At 61.8% G+C, this 15,988-nt stretch carries 15 protein-coding genes; 14 read left to right on the top strand and 1 reads right to left on the bottom strand.

The genetic code is table 11. From position 1 onward, the window contains the following. The first annotated feature begins 50 nt into the window (after window positions 1–50). From ffh to AC1M7R_RS16460, 11 genes are all read left to right on the top strand, one after another. On the top strand, window positions 51–1,427 hold the full coding sequence (gene ffh, locus AC1M7R_RS16410) for a signal recognition particle protein (RefSeq protein ID WP_072388092.1): 1,377 nt from the start codon (window positions 51–53) through the stop codon (window positions 1,425–1,427). Window positions 1,428–1,655: 228 nt separating this feature from the next. Then, window positions 1,656–1,907, top strand: a complete 252-nt coding sequence (rpsP, locus tag AC1M7R_RS16415) for a 30S ribosomal protein S16 (protein ID WP_007927680.1) — start codon at window positions 1,656–1,658, stop codon at window positions 1,905–1,907. Window positions 1,908–1,912: 5 nt separating this feature from the next. Beyond that, window positions 1,913–2,449, top strand: a complete 537-nt coding sequence (rimM, locus tag AC1M7R_RS16420) for a ribosome maturation factor RimM (RefSeq protein WP_053152601.1) — start codon at window positions 1,913–1,915, stop codon at window positions 2,447–2,449. Next, complete coding sequence (trmD, locus tag AC1M7R_RS16425; RefSeq protein ID WP_172834632.1) at window positions 2,431–3,240, top strand: tRNA (guanosine(37)-N1)-methyltransferase TrmD; 810 nt, start codon at window positions 2,431–2,433, stop codon at window positions 3,238–3,240. The genes rimM and trmD overlap by 19 nt, the downstream gene beginning before the upstream one ends. Window positions 3,241–3,249: 9 nt before the next feature. Continuing rightward, on the top strand, window positions 3,250–3,600 hold the full coding sequence (rplS, locus tag AC1M7R_RS16430; protein WP_003175895.1) for a 50S ribosomal protein L19: 351 nt from the start codon (window positions 3,250–3,252) through the stop codon (window positions 3,598–3,600). A gap of 131 nt (window positions 3,601–3,731) precedes the next feature. Then, complete coding sequence (gene xerD, locus AC1M7R_RS16435; protein WP_072388090.1) at window positions 3,732–4,628, top strand: site-specific tyrosine recombinase XerD; 897 nt, start codon at window positions 3,732–3,734, stop codon at window positions 4,626–4,628. 169 nt (window positions 4,629–4,797) lie between these two features. Beyond that, window positions 4,798–5,529, top strand: coding sequence for a DsbC family protein (locus tag AC1M7R_RS16440; protein WP_072388088.1), 732 nt, complete (start codon window positions 4,798–4,800; stop codon window positions 5,527–5,529). A gap of 132 nt (window positions 5,530–5,661) precedes the next feature. After that, the gene (locus tag AC1M7R_RS16445) at window positions 5,662–6,966 is read left to right on the top strand and encodes a homoserine dehydrogenase (protein ID WP_072388086.1); all 1,305 of its coding nucleotides are present in this window, start codon (window positions 5,662–5,664) and stop codon (window positions 6,964–6,966) included. 104 nt (window positions 6,967–7,070) lie between these two features. Next, entirely contained in the window at window positions 7,071–8,480 is a 1,410-nt protein-coding gene (thrC, locus tag AC1M7R_RS16450) for a threonine synthase (protein ID WP_072388084.1), read from the top strand. A 122-nt stretch (window positions 8,481–8,602) separates the two neighbouring features. Further along, on the top strand, window positions 8,603–9,961 hold the full coding sequence (locus AC1M7R_RS16455; RefSeq protein WP_072388082.1) for a transporter substrate-binding domain-containing protein: 1,359 nt from the start codon (window positions 8,603–8,605) through the stop codon (window positions 9,959–9,961). 185 nt (window positions 9,962–10,146) lie between these two features. After that, window positions 10,147–10,434: a DUF3509 domain-containing protein gene (locus tag AC1M7R_RS16460; protein WP_072388080.1), complete on the top strand. Its 288-nt coding sequence runs from the start codon at window positions 10,147–10,149 to the stop codon at window positions 10,432–10,434. Between the two features lie 198 nt (window positions 10,435–10,632). Here the strand turns inward: AC1M7R_RS16460 and AC1M7R_RS16465 are convergent, their stop codons facing one another. Then, a complete protein-coding gene (locus AC1M7R_RS16465; RefSeq protein ID WP_072459260.1) occupies window positions 10,633–11,832 on the bottom strand; it encodes a CaiB/BaiF CoA transferase family protein in 1,200 nt (399 codons plus the stop codon). Window positions 11,833–12,080: 248 nt separating this feature from the next. Between AC1M7R_RS16465 and AC1M7R_RS16470 the strand changes: the two genes are divergently transcribed. The 3 genes from AC1M7R_RS16470 (at window position 12,081) to AC1M7R_RS16480 (ending at window position 15,864) form a co-directional block, all read left to right on the top strand. Then, complete coding sequence (locus tag AC1M7R_RS16470; protein WP_072388076.1) at window positions 12,081–12,623, top strand: YaeQ family protein; 543 nt, start codon at window positions 12,081–12,083, stop codon at window positions 12,621–12,623. Between the two features lie 95 nt (window positions 12,624–12,718). Next, complete coding sequence (gene recJ, locus AC1M7R_RS16475; RefSeq protein WP_076405385.1) at window positions 12,719–14,428, top strand: single-stranded-DNA-specific exonuclease RecJ; 1,710 nt, start codon at window positions 12,719–12,721, stop codon at window positions 14,426–14,428. Between the two features lie 329 nt (window positions 14,429–14,757). Continuing rightward, entirely contained in the window at window positions 14,758–15,864 is a 1,107-nt protein-coding gene (locus AC1M7R_RS16480; protein WP_072388072.1) for an NADH:flavin oxidoreductase/NADH oxidase, read from the top strand. Window positions 15,865–15,988 lie beyond the last annotated feature (124 nt).

Raw genomic sequence — 15,988 nt, forward strand, 5'->3', positions numbered from 1 at the left:
GGTCTGGGCCGCCATTATCCCGGCCCCATCCGGGCCCGAAAGGATCGCGCATGTTTGAAAACCTAACCGACCGTCTCTCGCAGACGCTGCGCCATGTCACCGGCAAGGCGAAACTGACCGAGGACAACATCAAAGACACCCTGCGCGAAGTGCGCATGGCGTTGCTTGAGGCCGACGTCGCCCTGCCAGTGGTCAAGGACTTCGTCAATTCGGTCAAGGAACGCGCCGTCGGCACCGAGGTGTCGCGCAGCCTGACGCCGGGCCAGGCGTTCGTGAAGATCGTCCAGGCCGAACTCGAAAGCCTGATGGGCGCTGCCAACGAGGACCTGAACCTGAGCGCCGTGCCGCCAGCGGTGGTGTTGATGGCCGGCCTGCAGGGCGCGGGCAAGACCACCACTGCCGGCAAGCTGGCGCGCCTGCTCAAGGAGCGCAAGAAGAAGTCGGTGATGGTGGTGTCCGCGGACGTCTACCGCCCTGCAGCGATCAAGCAGCTGGAAACCCTGGCCAACGACATCGGCGTGACGTTCTTCCCCTCCGACCTGAGCCAGAAGCCGGTGGATATCGCCCAGGCGGCCATCCGGGAAGCGAAGCTCAAGTTCATCGACGTGGTCATTGTCGACACCGCCGGTCGCCTGCACATCGACGAAGAGATGATGGGCGAGATCAAGGCGTTGCACGCCGCGGTCAACCCGGTGGAAACCCTCTTCGTGGTCGACGCCATGACCGGCCAGGATGCGGCCAACACCGCCAAGGCGTTCGGTGACGCGCTGCCGCTCACCGGTGTGATCCTGACCAAGGTCGACGGTGACGCCCGTGGCGGTGCCGCGCTGTCGGTGCGCGCCATCACCGGCAAACCGATCAAGTTCATCGGTATGGGCGAGAAGAGCGAAGCGCTCGAACCGTTCCACCCCGAGCGTATCGCGTCGCGCATCCTGGGCATGGGCGACGTGCTCAGCCTGATCGAGCAGGCCGAACAGACCCTCGACAAGGAAAAGGCCGACAAACTGGCCAAGAAGCTGAAGAAGGGCAAGGGCTTCGACCTGGAGGATTTCCGCGACCAGCTGCAACAGATGAAGAACATGGGCGGCCTCGGCGGCCTCATGGACAAGCTGCCGAGCATCGGTGGCGTGAACCTGGCGCAGATGGGCAATGCCCAGAGCGCGGCTGAAAAACAGTTCAAGCAGATGGAAGCCATCATCAACTCCATGACCCCGGCCGAGCGCCGCGACCCTGACCTGATCAGCGGTTCGCGCAAGCGTCGGATCGCCATGGGTTCCGGCACCCAGGTGCAGGACATCGGGCGCTTGATCAAGCAGCACAAGCAGATGCAGAAGATGATGAAGAAATTCTCCGCCAAGGGCGGGATGGCCAAGATGATGCGCGGCATGGGCGGTATGTTGCCCGGCGGCGGCATGCCCAAGCTGTAAAGAATCCAGCCGCCGGCTTCATGCCGGCGTTACCCGCGGGGACGCGGGATCTCCAGCCAACCCGTCTCCGGCGGGCGCTGAACGTCGCAGATCTGAATGGCAGGCCGGCACTCGCCGGAAAAAGTCATTTGCAAAAGTCTGGATATTCCTTAGAATATGCGGCCTTTCGGGCACCCATGCCCGCTGTGCATTTAGATTTGCAGCACCGACTACAGGAACGATGTTCACATGCTAACAATCCGTCTTGCCCTTGGCGGCTCCAAAAAGCGCCCGTTTTACCACCTGACCGTAACCGACAGCCGCAACCCGCGTGACGGTTCCCACAAAGAGCAGGTTGGTTTCTTCAACCCTATCGCCCGTGGTCAGGAAGTTCGTCTGTCCGTGAACCAAGAGCGCGTTGCCTACTGGCTGAGCGTTGGTGCACAACCTTCTGAGCGTGTTGCTCAGTTGTTGAAGGAATCGGCTAAGGCTGCGGCCTGAGCAATATGAACGCGACGCCAAAAGATGCTGATGATCTGATCGTTGTCGGCAAAATCTATTCTGTACATGGCGTTCGCGGCGAAGTGAAGGTTTATTCCTTTACTGATCCGATCAAGAACCTGTTGAACTACAAGGCCTGGACGCTAAAGCGCGAAGGCAGCGTGAAGCAGGTTGAGCTGGTCAGCGGACGCGGGAACGACAAGTTCCTGGTCGCGAAGCTCAAGGGTCTCGACGATCGTGAAGAAGCACGTCTTCTGGCCGGTTATGAGATCTGCGTGCCGCGCAACCTGTTCCCTGAACTGACCGACGGCGAGTACTACTGGTACCAGCTGGTTGGTCTGAAGGTCATCGACCAACTCGGGCAACTGCTCGGGAAAATCGATCACCTGCTCGAGACCGGTTCGAACGATGTCATGGTGGTAAAGCCTTGCGTCGGCAGCCTGGATGATCGCGAGCGCCTGTTGCCCTATACCGGGCAGTGCGTGTTGGCCGTCGACCTGGAGGCAGGCGAGATGAAGGTGGAATGGGATGCGGATTTCTGAACGTGGCCAATTTGCGCGTTGAAGTCATCACGCTGTTTCCCGAGATGTTTTCCGCCATCAGCGAGTACGGCATAACCAGCCGCGCGGTGAAACAGGAGCTCTTGCAGCTGACCTGTTGGAATCCGCGGGACTACACCACGGATCGGCATCACACTGTGGACGATCGCCCGTTTGGCGGTGGTCCGGGCATGGTGATGAAGATCAAGCCCCTGGAAGATGCACTGGTTCAGGCCAGGGCGGCAGCCGGGGAGGGTGCGAAGGTGATCTACCTGTCGCCCCAAGGCCGTCAGCTGACTCAGTCGGCGGTACGCGAGCTGGCGAATTCGGATGCATTGATCCTGATTGCCGGCCGTTATGAAGGCATTGACGAGCGTTTCATTGAAGCTCATGTCGATGAAGAGTGGTCGATTGGCGACTATGTACTGTCTGGCGGCGAGCTGCCGGCGATGGTCCTGATCGATGCGGTTACACGACTGCTGCCTGGAGCTTTAGGGCATGCAGATTCCGCTGAGGAAGATTCCTTTACGGATGGTCTGCTGGATTGCCCGCACTACACCCGACCGGAGGTGTATGCGGATCAGCGTGTTCCCGACGTGTTGCTGAGTGGCAACCACGCGCACATCCGGCGTTGGCGTTTACAGCAGTCCCTTGGTCGGACCTGGGAACGACGCGCCGATCTTCTGGAAAGCCGCTCGCTTTCTGGAGAAGAGAAGAAGCTGCTCGAGGAATATATCCACGAGCGGGACGATAGTTCACAACGTATCGATGGTAAGTCCAAAGACTTGCCTTAGGAGCACAGCATGACCAACAAAATCATTCTTGCACTCGAAGCAGAGCAGATGACCAAAGAAATCCCTACCTTTGCCCCAGGCGACACCATCGTCGTCCAGGTGAAAGTGAAGGAAGGTGACCGTTCCCGTCTGCAGGCATTCGAAGGCGTCGTTATCGCCAAGCGCAACCGTGGCGTGAACAGTGCTTTCACCGTTCGTAAAATCTCCAACGGTGTTGGCGTAGAGCGTACTTTCCAGACCTACAGCCCGCAAATCGACAGCATGGCTGTCAAGCGTCGCGGTGACGTGCGTAAAGCCAAGCTGTACTACCTGCGCGACCTGTCTGGTAAAGCAGCACGCATCAAGGAAAAACTGGCTTAAGTCCAGCTTCCGATGCAAAAAAAGCAGCCTGCGGGCTGCTTTTTTGTTGCCTGGAATGTGGTCTTTGCGCACCCTGCCTACTTTCGTTTCCCATTTCGATGTCGTGCCCCCGACACCCTTGATGAGTCTTTATGCCTGCCATCGATCATCCCCTGATAGACCAGTTTCTCGATGCCCTGTGGCTGGAGAAGGGCCTCTCGGATAACACTCGAGACGCCTATCGCAGCGACCTGGCGCTGTTCAATGGCTGGTTGCAGGAAAGAGACCTGGAGCTGGCCCATGCCGGGCGGGAGCTGATCCTCGATCATTTGTCGTGGCGCCTGGAGCAAAACTACAAACCCCGCTCGACCGCACGGTTTCTCTCCGGGCTGCGTGGGTTCTATCGCTACCTGCTGCGGGAAAAGCTCATCGCGGTGGACCCGACCCTGCGGGTGGAAATGCCGCAACTGGGCCGTCCGTTGCCTAAATCCTTGTCCGAAGCCGACGTGGAGGCCCTGCTGGCAGCGCCGGACCTCAGTGAAGCCATCGGCCAGCGCGACCGTGCCATGCTGGAGGTGTTGTATGCCTGCGGCCTGCGGGTCACCGAGCTGGTCAGCCTCACCCTGGAACAGGTCAACCTGCGCCAGGGGGTACTGCGGGTGATGGGCAAGGGCAGCAAGGAGCGCCTGGTGCCGATGGGTGAAGAGGCGATTGTATGGGTGGAGCGTTACCTGCGCGATGGCCGCAACGAGCTGCTGGCCGGGCGCCCCAGCGATGTCCTGTTCCCCAGCCGCAACGGCGAGCAGATGACCCGCCAGACCTTCTGGCACCGTATCAAGCATCAGGCCAAGGTGGCCGGGATCGGCAAGTCCCTTTCGCCCCACACCCTGCGCCATGCTTTCGCCACGCATCTGCTCAACCACGGTGCCGACCTGCGGGTGGTGCAGATGCTGTTGGGTCATAGCGACCTGTCCACCACCCAGATCTATACCCATGTGGCCCGGGCACGGCTGCAGGACCTGCATGCGAAGCATCATCCACGCGGATAAGCGCCCCTCGCCACAAGTCTTGTCCTCATGCATTGCGTGTTGTCGTGCGTCAGCGGCATTCGGTCACGCCAGCCTTATGTGGTAGGCTTGGGCGGTTTGCACAGTGGGCGGTTGGAACCCGAATTCGTGTCGGCGTTTCTCGTCCCATTTGTTCGCCTCAGGAGTCCCCATGCGCTTGACCCAGTTGTTCACCGCCGCCGCCCTTGCGCTGGCCAGCACCTTTGCCATCGCCGACGACGCGGCCGACAAGGCTATTCGCAAGAGCCTGGAAAACCTCCAGATCGAAGTGCCGATCGAAGCCATCTCCGCCAGCCCCATGTCCGGCCTGTATGAAGTCAAGCTCAAGGGCAGTCGTGTGCTCTACGCCAGCGCCGATGGCCAGTACATCGTCCAGGGCAACCTGTTCGAGCTCAAGGACGGCAAGCCGGTCAACCTGACCGAGCTCACCGAGCGCCAGGGCATTTCCAAGCTGATCAACGGTATCCCGGTGGCCGAAACCGTGGTGTATCCGGCGGTGGGCGAGACCAAGTCCCACATCACCGTGTTCACCGACACCACCTGCCCGTATTGCCACAAGCTGCACGCCGAAGTGCCGGAGCTGAACAAGCGCGGCATCGAAGTGCGCTATGTGGCGTTCCCGCGCCAGGGCCTGGGATCGCCGGGCGATGAGCAGTTGCAGGCGGTATGGTGTTCCAAGGACAAGAAAGCGGCCATGGACAAGATGGTCGATGGCAAGGAAATCAAGTCCGCCAAATGCGAGAACCCGGTCTCCAAGCAGTTTGCCCTCGGTCAGTCAATAGGTGTGAACGGTACACCGGCAATTGTTTTGGCCGATGGTCAGGTAATTCCGGGCTACCAGCCGGCGCCACAAGTCGCCAAACTGGCCCTTGGCGCGAAATGAGCATGAATGATCCGCTGTTGAAGATCACGGCTCGGCGAAAACCTTCGTCGGGCCGTTAAACACAAAGTCGCGTAGCTGCGCGGCTGTATTTCACGGCCGACCTTGTGTCGGCCGTTTCATGGGGAGTCAAGAGTGAATCCGGTCAAAGTAGGCATCTGTGGGTTAGGTACCGTCGGTGGCGGCACCTTCAACGTACTTCAGCGCAACGCCGAGGAAATTGCTCGTCGTGCCGGGCGTGGGATCCAGGTGGCACAGATTGCCACGCGCACGCCAAAGCCTCAGTTCCAGACGACCGGTATTGCGATTACCAACGATGTCTTCGAAGTGGCCACGAACCCTGAGATCGACATCGTCATAGAGCTGGTGGGCGGCTATACCGTTGCCCGCGAGCTGGTACTCAAGGCCATCGACAATGGCAAGCATGTGGTCACCGCGAACAAGGCGCTCATCGCTGTTCACGGTAATGAAATTTTCGCCAAGGCCCGGGAGAAGGGCGTGATCGTGGCTTTCGAAGCCGCCGTGGCCGGTGGCATCCCGGTGATCAAGGCGATTCGCGAAGGCCTCTCGGCCAACCGTATCAACTGGGTCGCCGGCATCATCAACGGTACCGGTAACTTCATCCTCACCGAAATGCGCGAGAAGGGTCGTACCTTCGAGGACGTACTCGCCGAAGCCCAGGCCCTGGGCTACGCAGAGGCCGACCCGACATTCGATGTGGAAGGCATCGACGCGGCCCACAAGCTGACGATCCTGGCTTCCATCGCGTTCGGCATTCCGTTGCAGTTCGACAAGGCCTACACCGAGGGCATCACCCAACTGACCACCGCCGATGTGAACTATGCCGAAGCCCTGGGCTATCGCATCAAGCACCTGGGCGTGGCACGCAGCACCGTCAGTGGCATCGAACTGCGCGTGCACCCGACGCTGATTCCGGCCGACCGCCTGATCGCCAACGTCAACGGGGTGATGAACGCGGTGATGGTCAACGGCGATGCCTCCGGTTCTACGCTGTTCTACGGCGCTGGCGCAGGCATGGAGCCGACGGCCTCTTCGGTGGTGGCCGACCTGGTGGACGTGGTTCGCGCCATGACTTCAGACCCGGAAAACCGTGTGCCTCACCTGGCCTTCCAGCCAGACTCGTTGTCGGCTCACCCGATTCTTCCGATCGAAGCGTGCGAAAGCTCCTACTACTTGCGTATCCAGGCCAAGGATCACCCGGGCGTGTTGGCCCAAGTGGCGAGTATTCTTTCGGAGCGTGGCATCAACATCGAGTCGATCATGCAGAAGGAAGTCGAAGAGCACGATGGCCTGGTGCCGATGATCCTGCTGACCCACCGTGTGGTCGAGCAGCGCATCAACGACGCGATCACCGCGCTGGAAGCGCTCCAGGGCGTGGTGGGCCCCGTGGTCCGTATCCGCGTCGAGCATTTGAATTAATCAAGGCTGCAAGCAGCACGCTGCAAGCTCCAGGTAAAAGCAGATCTGCTCTCACTTGAGGCTTGCCGCTTGAAGCTTGAGGCTCAAACCAAAGGTTTGCCCCTATGCGCTATATCAGCACCCGCGGCCAGGCACCGGCCCTGAATTTCGAAGATGTCCTGCTGGCCGGCCTGGCCACGGACGGCGGCCTCTACGTGCCGGAAAACCTGCCGCGTTTCACCCAGGAGCAAATCGCTTCCTGGGCCGGCCTGCCGTATCACGAGCTGGCGTTCCGGGTCATGCGCCCGTTCGTCACCGGCAGCATCCCGGATGCCGATTTCAAGAAGATCCTGGAAGAAACCTACGGCGTCTTTTCCCACAATGCCATCGCACCGCTGCGTCAGCTCAACGGTAACGAGTGGGTGATGGAGCTGTTCCACGGCCCGACCCTGGCGTTCAAGGATTTCGCCCTGCAGCTGCTGGGTCGCCTGCTGGACTACGTGCTGCAAAAGCGTGGCGAGCGTGTGGTGATCATCGGCGCGACCTCCGGCGATACCGGTTCGGCCGCCATCGAAGGCTGCAAGCACTGCGAGAACGTCGATATCTTCATCCTGCACCCGCACAACCGTGTTTCGGAAGTGCAGCGCCGGCAGATGACGACGATTTTCGGCGAAAACATCCACAACATCGCCATCGAAGGCAACTTCGACGATTGCCAGGAAATGGTCAAGGCCAGCTTCGCCGACCAGGGCTTCCTCAAGGGCACACGCCTGGTGGCGGTAAACTCGATCAACTGGGCGCGGATCATGGCCCAGATCGTCTATTACTTCCACGCGGCCCTGCAGTTGGGCGGCCCGGCCCGCTCGGTAGCGTTCTCGGTGCCCACTGGCAACTTCGGTGATATCTTCGCTGGCTACCTGGCGCGCAACATGGGCCTGCCGATCAATCAGCTGATCGTCGCCACCAACCGCAACGACATCCTGCACCGCTTCATGAGCGGCAACCAGTACGTCAAGGAAACCCTGCACGCCACGCTGTCGCCATCCATGGACATCATGGTGTCGTCGAACTTCGAACGCCTGCTGTTCGACCTGCATGGGCGCAACGGTGCGGCGATTGCCGGCCTCATGGACAGCTTCAGGCAGGGCGGCGGCTTCAGCGTCGAGCCCGAGCGCTGGACCGAGGCCCGCAAGCTGTTCGACTCCCTGGCCGTGGATGATGCGCAGACCTGCGAAACCATCGCCGAGGTATTCGAGCAATCCGGCGAACTGCTCGATCCGCACACGGCCATCGGCGTGAAGGCTGCCCGCGAGTGCCGTCGCAGCCTGGACATTCCGATGGTGGTGCTGGGCACCGCTCACCCGGTCAAGTTCCCGGACGCGGTGGAGAAAGCAGGCGTAGGAAAAGCGCTTGAACTACCTGCACACCTTTCTGATTTGTTTGAGCGAGAAGAGCGCTGCACCGTGCTGCCTAATGACTTGAAAGCCGTACAGGCCTTTGTCAGCCAGCATGGCAACCGCGGCAAGCCGCTCTGACCGCTGAAACCTGTCACATTTTGAAGCCCGTCTCCTGACGGGCTTTCTTGTTTCTGCATGCCAAACTGGTCGGGTTTTCGCCCCTTGGAGGGACGGGGCGAGCCATCTCGAAGGAAATGCAGATGTTGTTTTTTATCAAATGCAAACCAGCGCTGAGCTGGGCGACAGGTCTGGCCCTGATGTGCTGGATGCAGTGGGCGAGCACGGCGCAACTGGCGGCCCTGGAATCACGACCGTTCAAGGCGGGCCAAGGGCTGGCGCTGGACACGCAGGAACTCAAGTGGATCGAGGAGCACCCCAGGGTCGTCGTGGCGTCGATGCAGTTTCCCCTGTACCTGTTCAAGAATGAGCTGGGGCAGTGGAATGGGTTGAACCACGATATTCTCCAGCGCATCGCACAAATGACCGGTCTGGAATTCGTGTACCGGGAGTCATTCTCTCCGGACCAGTTGCTGGCGATGCTGGAGGGCCGCCAAGCCGACATGACCACCACCCTGGCGATGAATGACGAGCGCCGGGACTTCCTTGCCTTCAGCCATGCATTCGGCGGTTCGGGCTGGGTCTTCGTCGGGCGTGACGGGGACTCGGCGCTCCATTCGCTGGAGCAGCTCAAGGGCAAGATCCTGGCGCTGCCGGCCCGGCACGCCCTGGAGGCGGAGATCAGGCGCGACTACCCCAGTATCGAACTGCGCACGGTCAAGACCTACGGCGAGGCGAGGGCGCTGGTGGAGAGCCGTGAGGCTCACGCCACCATCGAGAATGAAACCGGGGTCCACCTGTATCCTGCCGGGCAGTTGAAGGTAGGAAACAGCCTTGAGGGCAAGTGGGAACCGGATTATCTGGCTGTCCGCCAGGACCTGCTGCCACTGTTGAGTATTCTGAATAAGGCTCTGGAAGCGTTTCCGGCCGAAGAGATGCGTGCCCTGCGCAGCAAATGGATGGCGGGTGTGGTGCCCAGCCAGGCCCCATCGCTCTGGCTGCGTGTGTCCCGATGGGGCTACTGGTGCGTGGTGGCGATTGGCGTGTTCGGCCTGCTGTCGCTGCTGTGGAACCGGCGCCTGCAGGCACAGATCGACCAGCGGCTGAAGGCCGAGGCCATTCTCAACGACCAGTTGCTGCTCCAGCGGGCGTTGATGGATGCCATCCCCGATCCGATCTTCATCCGTGACCTGGAAGGGCGCCTGCTCATGTGCAACAGGAGCTATGAGGAGCACTTCGCGATCCGCTTCGAAAAGCTGCGTGGGACGCGCCTGACCGACTCCACGGCGTTTCCCCCGGCCACTGCCGAGCTGCTGCATGGGGAAATGATGCAGCAGCTGCGAACGGGGCAGTCTCGGTTCATCGATCGCCAACTGATGTTCAACGGCGGCCTGAGGGATATCTACCATTGGTCGGTGCCGTTCTACGGCGCCGATGGGCAGTTGCGCGGCCTCCTGGGTGGCTGGAGCGATGCGGGGCGGCGCTGGCGTCGTGCTGAGTGAAGGCGTCGCGACACCAAGCGGTCGTGTCCCGGCAGGACTGTTGTTTGCCTGTCATATTGGGCGCGCATGCTCGGTCGAACAGGTTGGAAGCAAGCCGTTTCGGTGCGCTGAAGAACTTTCTGCTGCGGCTCACGGTCACTTACTGTGCACATGCAGTTGTTTTCGGACTATTGAAGGGTGATCGAATGGAAAGTATCAGCCTATTGCTGGGTGAGGCCTTGAGCCCCTATCAGGTCACACTGACGCCTTCCGGCGCCAAGGGTGAATGCCTGGTGACGCTCAGGAATGCCTCCGGGGCCATCATGGTTGAGCGGATGTTCAACCAGGCGCAATTGACCGACAAACGTCAACTGACCGACGTGGTCGATGGCCTGCATCGCGATGTGATGATTGCCGAGGGGCGCCTGGAGCCCTGTGTGATTGCGGCACTGCGTAATCTGGCGCGTGACAAGGTGATCCCCGTAACGAATTGAATGATAGGTCGTGGGAACCTTCCTACGTCCTTACGAGTCAGACCCTTTACCAACAAGAGCGAGCATTGTGCTCCGGTGCTTGTCGCTTGTTGTACGGACCTTGAATGGTCACGTTTAACCTCGAGTTGTCTCCCCACTTCTCGGGGTTTCTTTTTGCCTGCTGAAAAGGGGGGCACCCGTTTCGGGTGCCGAGTGCCTTCAGATGGCCCCCTCCGACCGCAGGCGAGCGATCTGCTGCGCATCGAAGCCCAGTTCGCCGAGGACCTGGGCATTGTGTTCGCCGAGGGCCGGGCCGACCCACTCGCTGCTGCCCGGTGTGTCGGAGAGTTTCGGTACGATACCCGGCATCTTGAACGGCTTGCCATCCGGCAGCCGGGCCTGCAGGAACATCTCCCGGGCCAGGAATTGTGGGTCGCTGAACATGTCTTCGGCGCTGAAGATCCGACTGGCCGGCACGTCGGCGTTGTTCAGTCGCTCCATGACGACGTCCAGGGGCAGGGAATTGACCCAGCGGTCGATGACCCCATACAACTCGTCGCGGCGGCTGTCCCGGCCGTCATTGCTGGCCAGTTGCGGGTCGTTGGCCAGGTCGTCACGCCCGATGACCTGCATGAAGCGCCTGAAGATCGCATCGCCGTTGGCGCCGATCTGCACATGCTTGCCGTCGGCGCTGGTGTGGATGGATGACGGGGTGATACCCGGCATGATGTTGCCGGTGCGTTCGCGAATGAAACCGAACACGTCGAATTCCGGGACCATGCTCTCCATCATGGCGAAGATCGCTTCGTACAAGGCCACGTCCACCACTTGCCCGGTGCCACCGTTGACTTCGCGGTGACGCAGGGCCATCAGCGCACCGATCACGCCCCAGAGGGCCGCGATGGAGTCGCCGATGGAGATCCCGGTGCGCACCGGCGGGCGATCCTCGAACCCGGTGATGTAGCGCAGGCCGCCCATGGATTCTCCCACCGCGCCAAACCCCGGTTGATCCTTCATCGGGCCGGTCTGGCCGAAGCCTGACAGGCGCACCATGACCAGTTTCGGGTTCAGCGCGTGCAACACGTCCCAGCCCAGGCCAAGTTTTTCCAGCACGCCGGGGCGAAAATTCTCGATCAGGATGTCGGCGTCGCCGATCAGCTTCTTGAGGATGTCCAGGCCTTCGGGGTGCTTGAGGTTCAGGGTGAGGGACTTCTTGTTGCGGGCCTGGACGAACCACCACAGGGACGTGCCTTCATACAATTTGCGCCACTTGCGCAGCGGATCGCCGCCGTCCGGCGATTCGATCTTGATCACCTCTGCGCCGAATTCGGCGCAGATCCGCGAAGCGAAAGGGCCGGCGATCAGGGTGCCGAGTTCGATGACTTTGACGCCGGCGAGGGGTTTGGCAGTGAGCGACATGAGCGATCCTGTAGGACAAAGGCAGAACGGATAGAGGTTTTATCATAGGCCAGCCGCCTATATGGCATGTTCTGTCAGGCTCATTGGCATGTCTCGCGTCCAATCCATGGCGGTTACTCGCCCTGGGCCTTTCGCGCGCACCGGGTCAAGCAGGCCACTCGCTGGCGCAAGTCGATGGTCGGCAATTCTCGGAATGCCCGCGTCATCGGTTAGACTTGCCGACTTTCCCCGTCTCAAGAAGCCCGTTCATGGCCCAGCCGTCCACGACCTACAAGTTTGAACTGAACCTCACCGACCTCGATCGCGGTATCTACGAGAACGTGAAGCAGACCATCGCCCGCCATCCTTCGGAAACCGAAGAGCGCATGACCGTGCGCCTGTTGGCCTACGCCTTCTGGTACAACGAGCAGCTGTCATTTGGCCGGGGTCTGTCAGATGTCGACGAACCCGCACTGTGGGAAAAAAGCCTGGATGATCGGGTGCTGCACTGGATCGAAGTCGGCCAGCCCGATGCCGAGCGCCTGACCTGGTGCTCGCGTCGTACCGAACGCACCAGCCTGCTGGCGTATGGCAGCCTGCGGGTGTGGGAAGGCAAGGTTGTGCCGGCCGTCAAGGGCCTGAAGAACGTCAATATCGCCGCCGTTCCGCAAGAGGTACTGGAAACCCTGGCCCAGGACATGCCCCGCGTGATCAAGTGGGATGTGATGATCAGCGAAGGGACGATTTTCGTCACCGACGACCGTGGGCAGCATGAAGTGCAGTTGCAATGGTTGCTGGGCGAGCGCGGTTGAGCGAATGACACCGTGTAGGGGGCGCGCTTGCTCCCGCACCGCTCCCTCTGCGACACAATTGACCCCATGATCTACAGAAGAATGTCTGCTACCCCATGCGCATAGAACCCCGCCCGCTGCCCGACACCCTGCCGTTCCTTGGTGACCTGCCACCCTTGCTGACCCGCCTGTACGCGGCGCGTGGCGTACAGTCCGAGGCTGAACTGGACAAGAGCCTGGCGCGCCTGATCCCTTTCCAGCAGCTCAAGGGCATCGATGCCGCGGTGGACCTGCTGGTGGCGGCCCTGGAGCAGCGCCAACGGATCCTGATCGTCGGCGACTTCGATGCCGACGGCGCGACGGCCAGCACGGTGGGCATGCTGGGGCTGCGCCTGCTGGGGGCGGCTCATGTCGATTACCTGGTTCCCAACCGCTTCGAATACGGCTACGGGCTGACCCCGGAAATCGTCCAGGTCGCCCTGGCCCGCGAGCCGCAATTGCTGATCACCGTGGATAACGGCATTTCCAGCGTGGAAGGCGTGGCGGCGGCGAAAGCGGCGGGGCTCAAGGTGCTGGTCACCGATCACCACTTGCCCGGGCCCGAACTGCCGGCGGCCGACGCCATCGTCAACCCGAACCAGCCGGGCTGCCAATTCCCGAGCAAGGCGCTGGCTGGCGTGGGCGTCATTTTCTATGTGCTGATGGCCCTGCGAGCGCGCCTGCGCAGCCTCGGCCGATACGCCGACACACCGCAGCCGAACATCGGCGAGCTGCTGGACCTGGTGGCCCTGGGCAGCGTCGCCGACGTGGTGCCCCTGGACGCCAATAACCGGATCCTGGTGCACCAGGGCCTGGAACGCATCCGCGCCGGGCGCGCCCGTCCCGGCATCAAGGCCATCCTGGAAGTCGCCCGGCGCGATCACTCGCGCATCACCTCGACTGACCTGGGGTTCATCCTCGGACCACGACTGAATGCGGCCGGGCGCCTGGATGACATGAGCCTGGGTATCGAATGCCTGCTCACCGACGACCCGAACCTGGCCTGGGACATGGCCGCGCAACTGGATGGCATGAACCAGGACCGTAAATCCATCGAGCAGGGGATGCAGCGCGAGGCGCTGGCCCAGCTCAAGGAGCTGCCGGTGGACTCGATGCCGTTCGGCTTGTGCCTGTTCGATCCCCAGTGGCACCAAGGGGTCATCGGCATTCTCGCCTCGCGGATGAAGGAGCGCTATTTCCGTCCGACCATTGCCTTCGCCGATGCCGGGGACGGCTTGCTCAAGGGTTCGGGGCGCTCGGTGCCGGGCTTTCACATTCGTGATGCGCTGAGCGTGGTGGCGGCGCAGCATCCCACCCTGATCAGCAAGTACGGCGGTCACGCCATGGCGGCCGGGCTGACCTTGCCCGAGGCGAACTTCCCGCTGTTCGCCGAGGCGTTCGATGCGGAAGTGCGCCGGCAGCTGCGCGAAGAAGACCTGACCGGCCGGCTGTTGTCGGACGGCACCCTGGCGGTGGAGGAATTTCACCTCGAACTGGCCCGGGCGCTGCGCCATGCCGGTCCCTGGGGCCAGCATTTCCCGGAGCCGATGTTCCATGGCGTGTTCCAGTTGGTCGAACAACGCGTGGTGGGCGAACGGCACCTTAAGGTCGTCCTCAAGAGCGAGTGCGGGTCGGTGAAGCTCGATGGCATCGCCTTCGGCATCGACCGCGAGGTGTGGCCGAACCCCACTGTGCGCTGGGTCGAACTGGCCTACAAACTCGACCTCAACGAGTTCCGTGGTCAGGAAACGGTGCAGTTGATGATTGCCCATATCGAACCGCGCTAGCCGATGGGCCTTTGTGGCGAGGGAGCTTGCTCGCGCTGGGCGCGCCTGCGTCCTCTTGCGATGTGATGGCTGGACGGGGGCCGCTTCGCAGCCCTGCCGGAGCAAGCTCCTCGCCACAGGGGGACGCCATTGCGTCACACCGTCGGTTTTTAAGTTCTGAACCCTCCATCCTTGCGGGTTGTCGACTAGGCTCTAAGCACTGGTTGATAGCCCTTGTGACGTCTTGTCCATTTCTATTTTGCCCGCGGGGGCGGGTGTTGCACCTTCTGTCACTCGTCGACTTTTCAAACAGAACCCTGGAGCCTGCCCACTGATTCGAGAGGTGCCCCATGAGTCTGCTGCTGGAACCCTATACCCTACGCCAACTGACCCTGCCCAATCGCATCGCGGTGTCGCCGATGTGCCAGTATTCGAGCGCCGATGGCCTGGCCAATGACTGGCACCTGGTGCACCTGGGCAGCCGTGCCGTGGGCGGCGCCGGCCTGGTGTTCACCGAAGCCACCGCCGTCACCGCCGAAGGTCGTATCACCGCCCAGGACCTCGGGTTGTGGAACGACGAACAGATCGAACCGCTGCAGCGGATCACCCGCTTCATCACTGCCCAGGGCGCCGTGCCGGGCATTCAACTGGCCCATGCCGGGCGCAAGGCCAGCACCTGGCGCCCCTGGCTTGGCAAGCATGGCAGCGTGAAGCCGGAGGACGGCGGCTGGACCCCGGTCGGTCCGTCGCCGATTGCCTTCGATCCGCAGCACACCCAGCCGGTCCAACTGGACGAAGGCCAGATCCATGCGGTCATCCAGGCGTTCGTGGAGGCCGCCCGGCGCGCCCTGACGGCCGGTTTCAAAGTGGTCGAGGTCCATGCGGCCCATGGCTACCTGCTGCATCAGTTCCTGTCGCCGTTGAGCAATCAGCGCCGTGACCTGTACGGCGGTTCGTTCGAGAATCGCATCCGCCTGGTGCTTCAGGTCACCGAGGCGGTGCGGGCCGTATGGCCCGAGGAGTTACCGGTGTTCGTGCGGGTATCGGCCACCGACTGGGTCGAGGATGGCTGGAACCCCGATGAAACCGTCGAGCTGGCACGGCGACTCAGGGCGGTGGGGGTGGACTTGATCGACGTATCCTCGGGCGGCACCGCGGCGAATGCGGAGATCCCCACCGGTCCGGGCTACCAGACCCGTTTCGCCGAGCGGGTGCGCAAGGAGTCGGAAATCGCCACCGGCACTGTCGGCATGATCACCGAGCCGGCCCAGGCCGAGCACATCCTGCGCACCTGCCAGGCAGACATCATTTTCCTGGCCCGCGAGTTGTTGCGCGATCCGTACTGGGCCCTGCATGCCGATGATGACCTGGGCGGACGCAAGGCCACCTGGCCGGCACAGTACCAGCGGGCGACGCATCGGGACCAGCCGATCCACGAGTCGGATCTTCGGGACTGAATGCCGATCAAACAACAAGCCCCGGTCGTTCTGGCCGGGGCTTGTTGTTTGATCGGGTCGGGATAGTCGGTGTCTGGGTCGACCCCCTCGCGAGCAGGCTCGCGATGGGCCAGCCCGGACACCC

It is taken from the genome of Pseudomonas sp. MS01C9 (assembly GCF_058202755.1).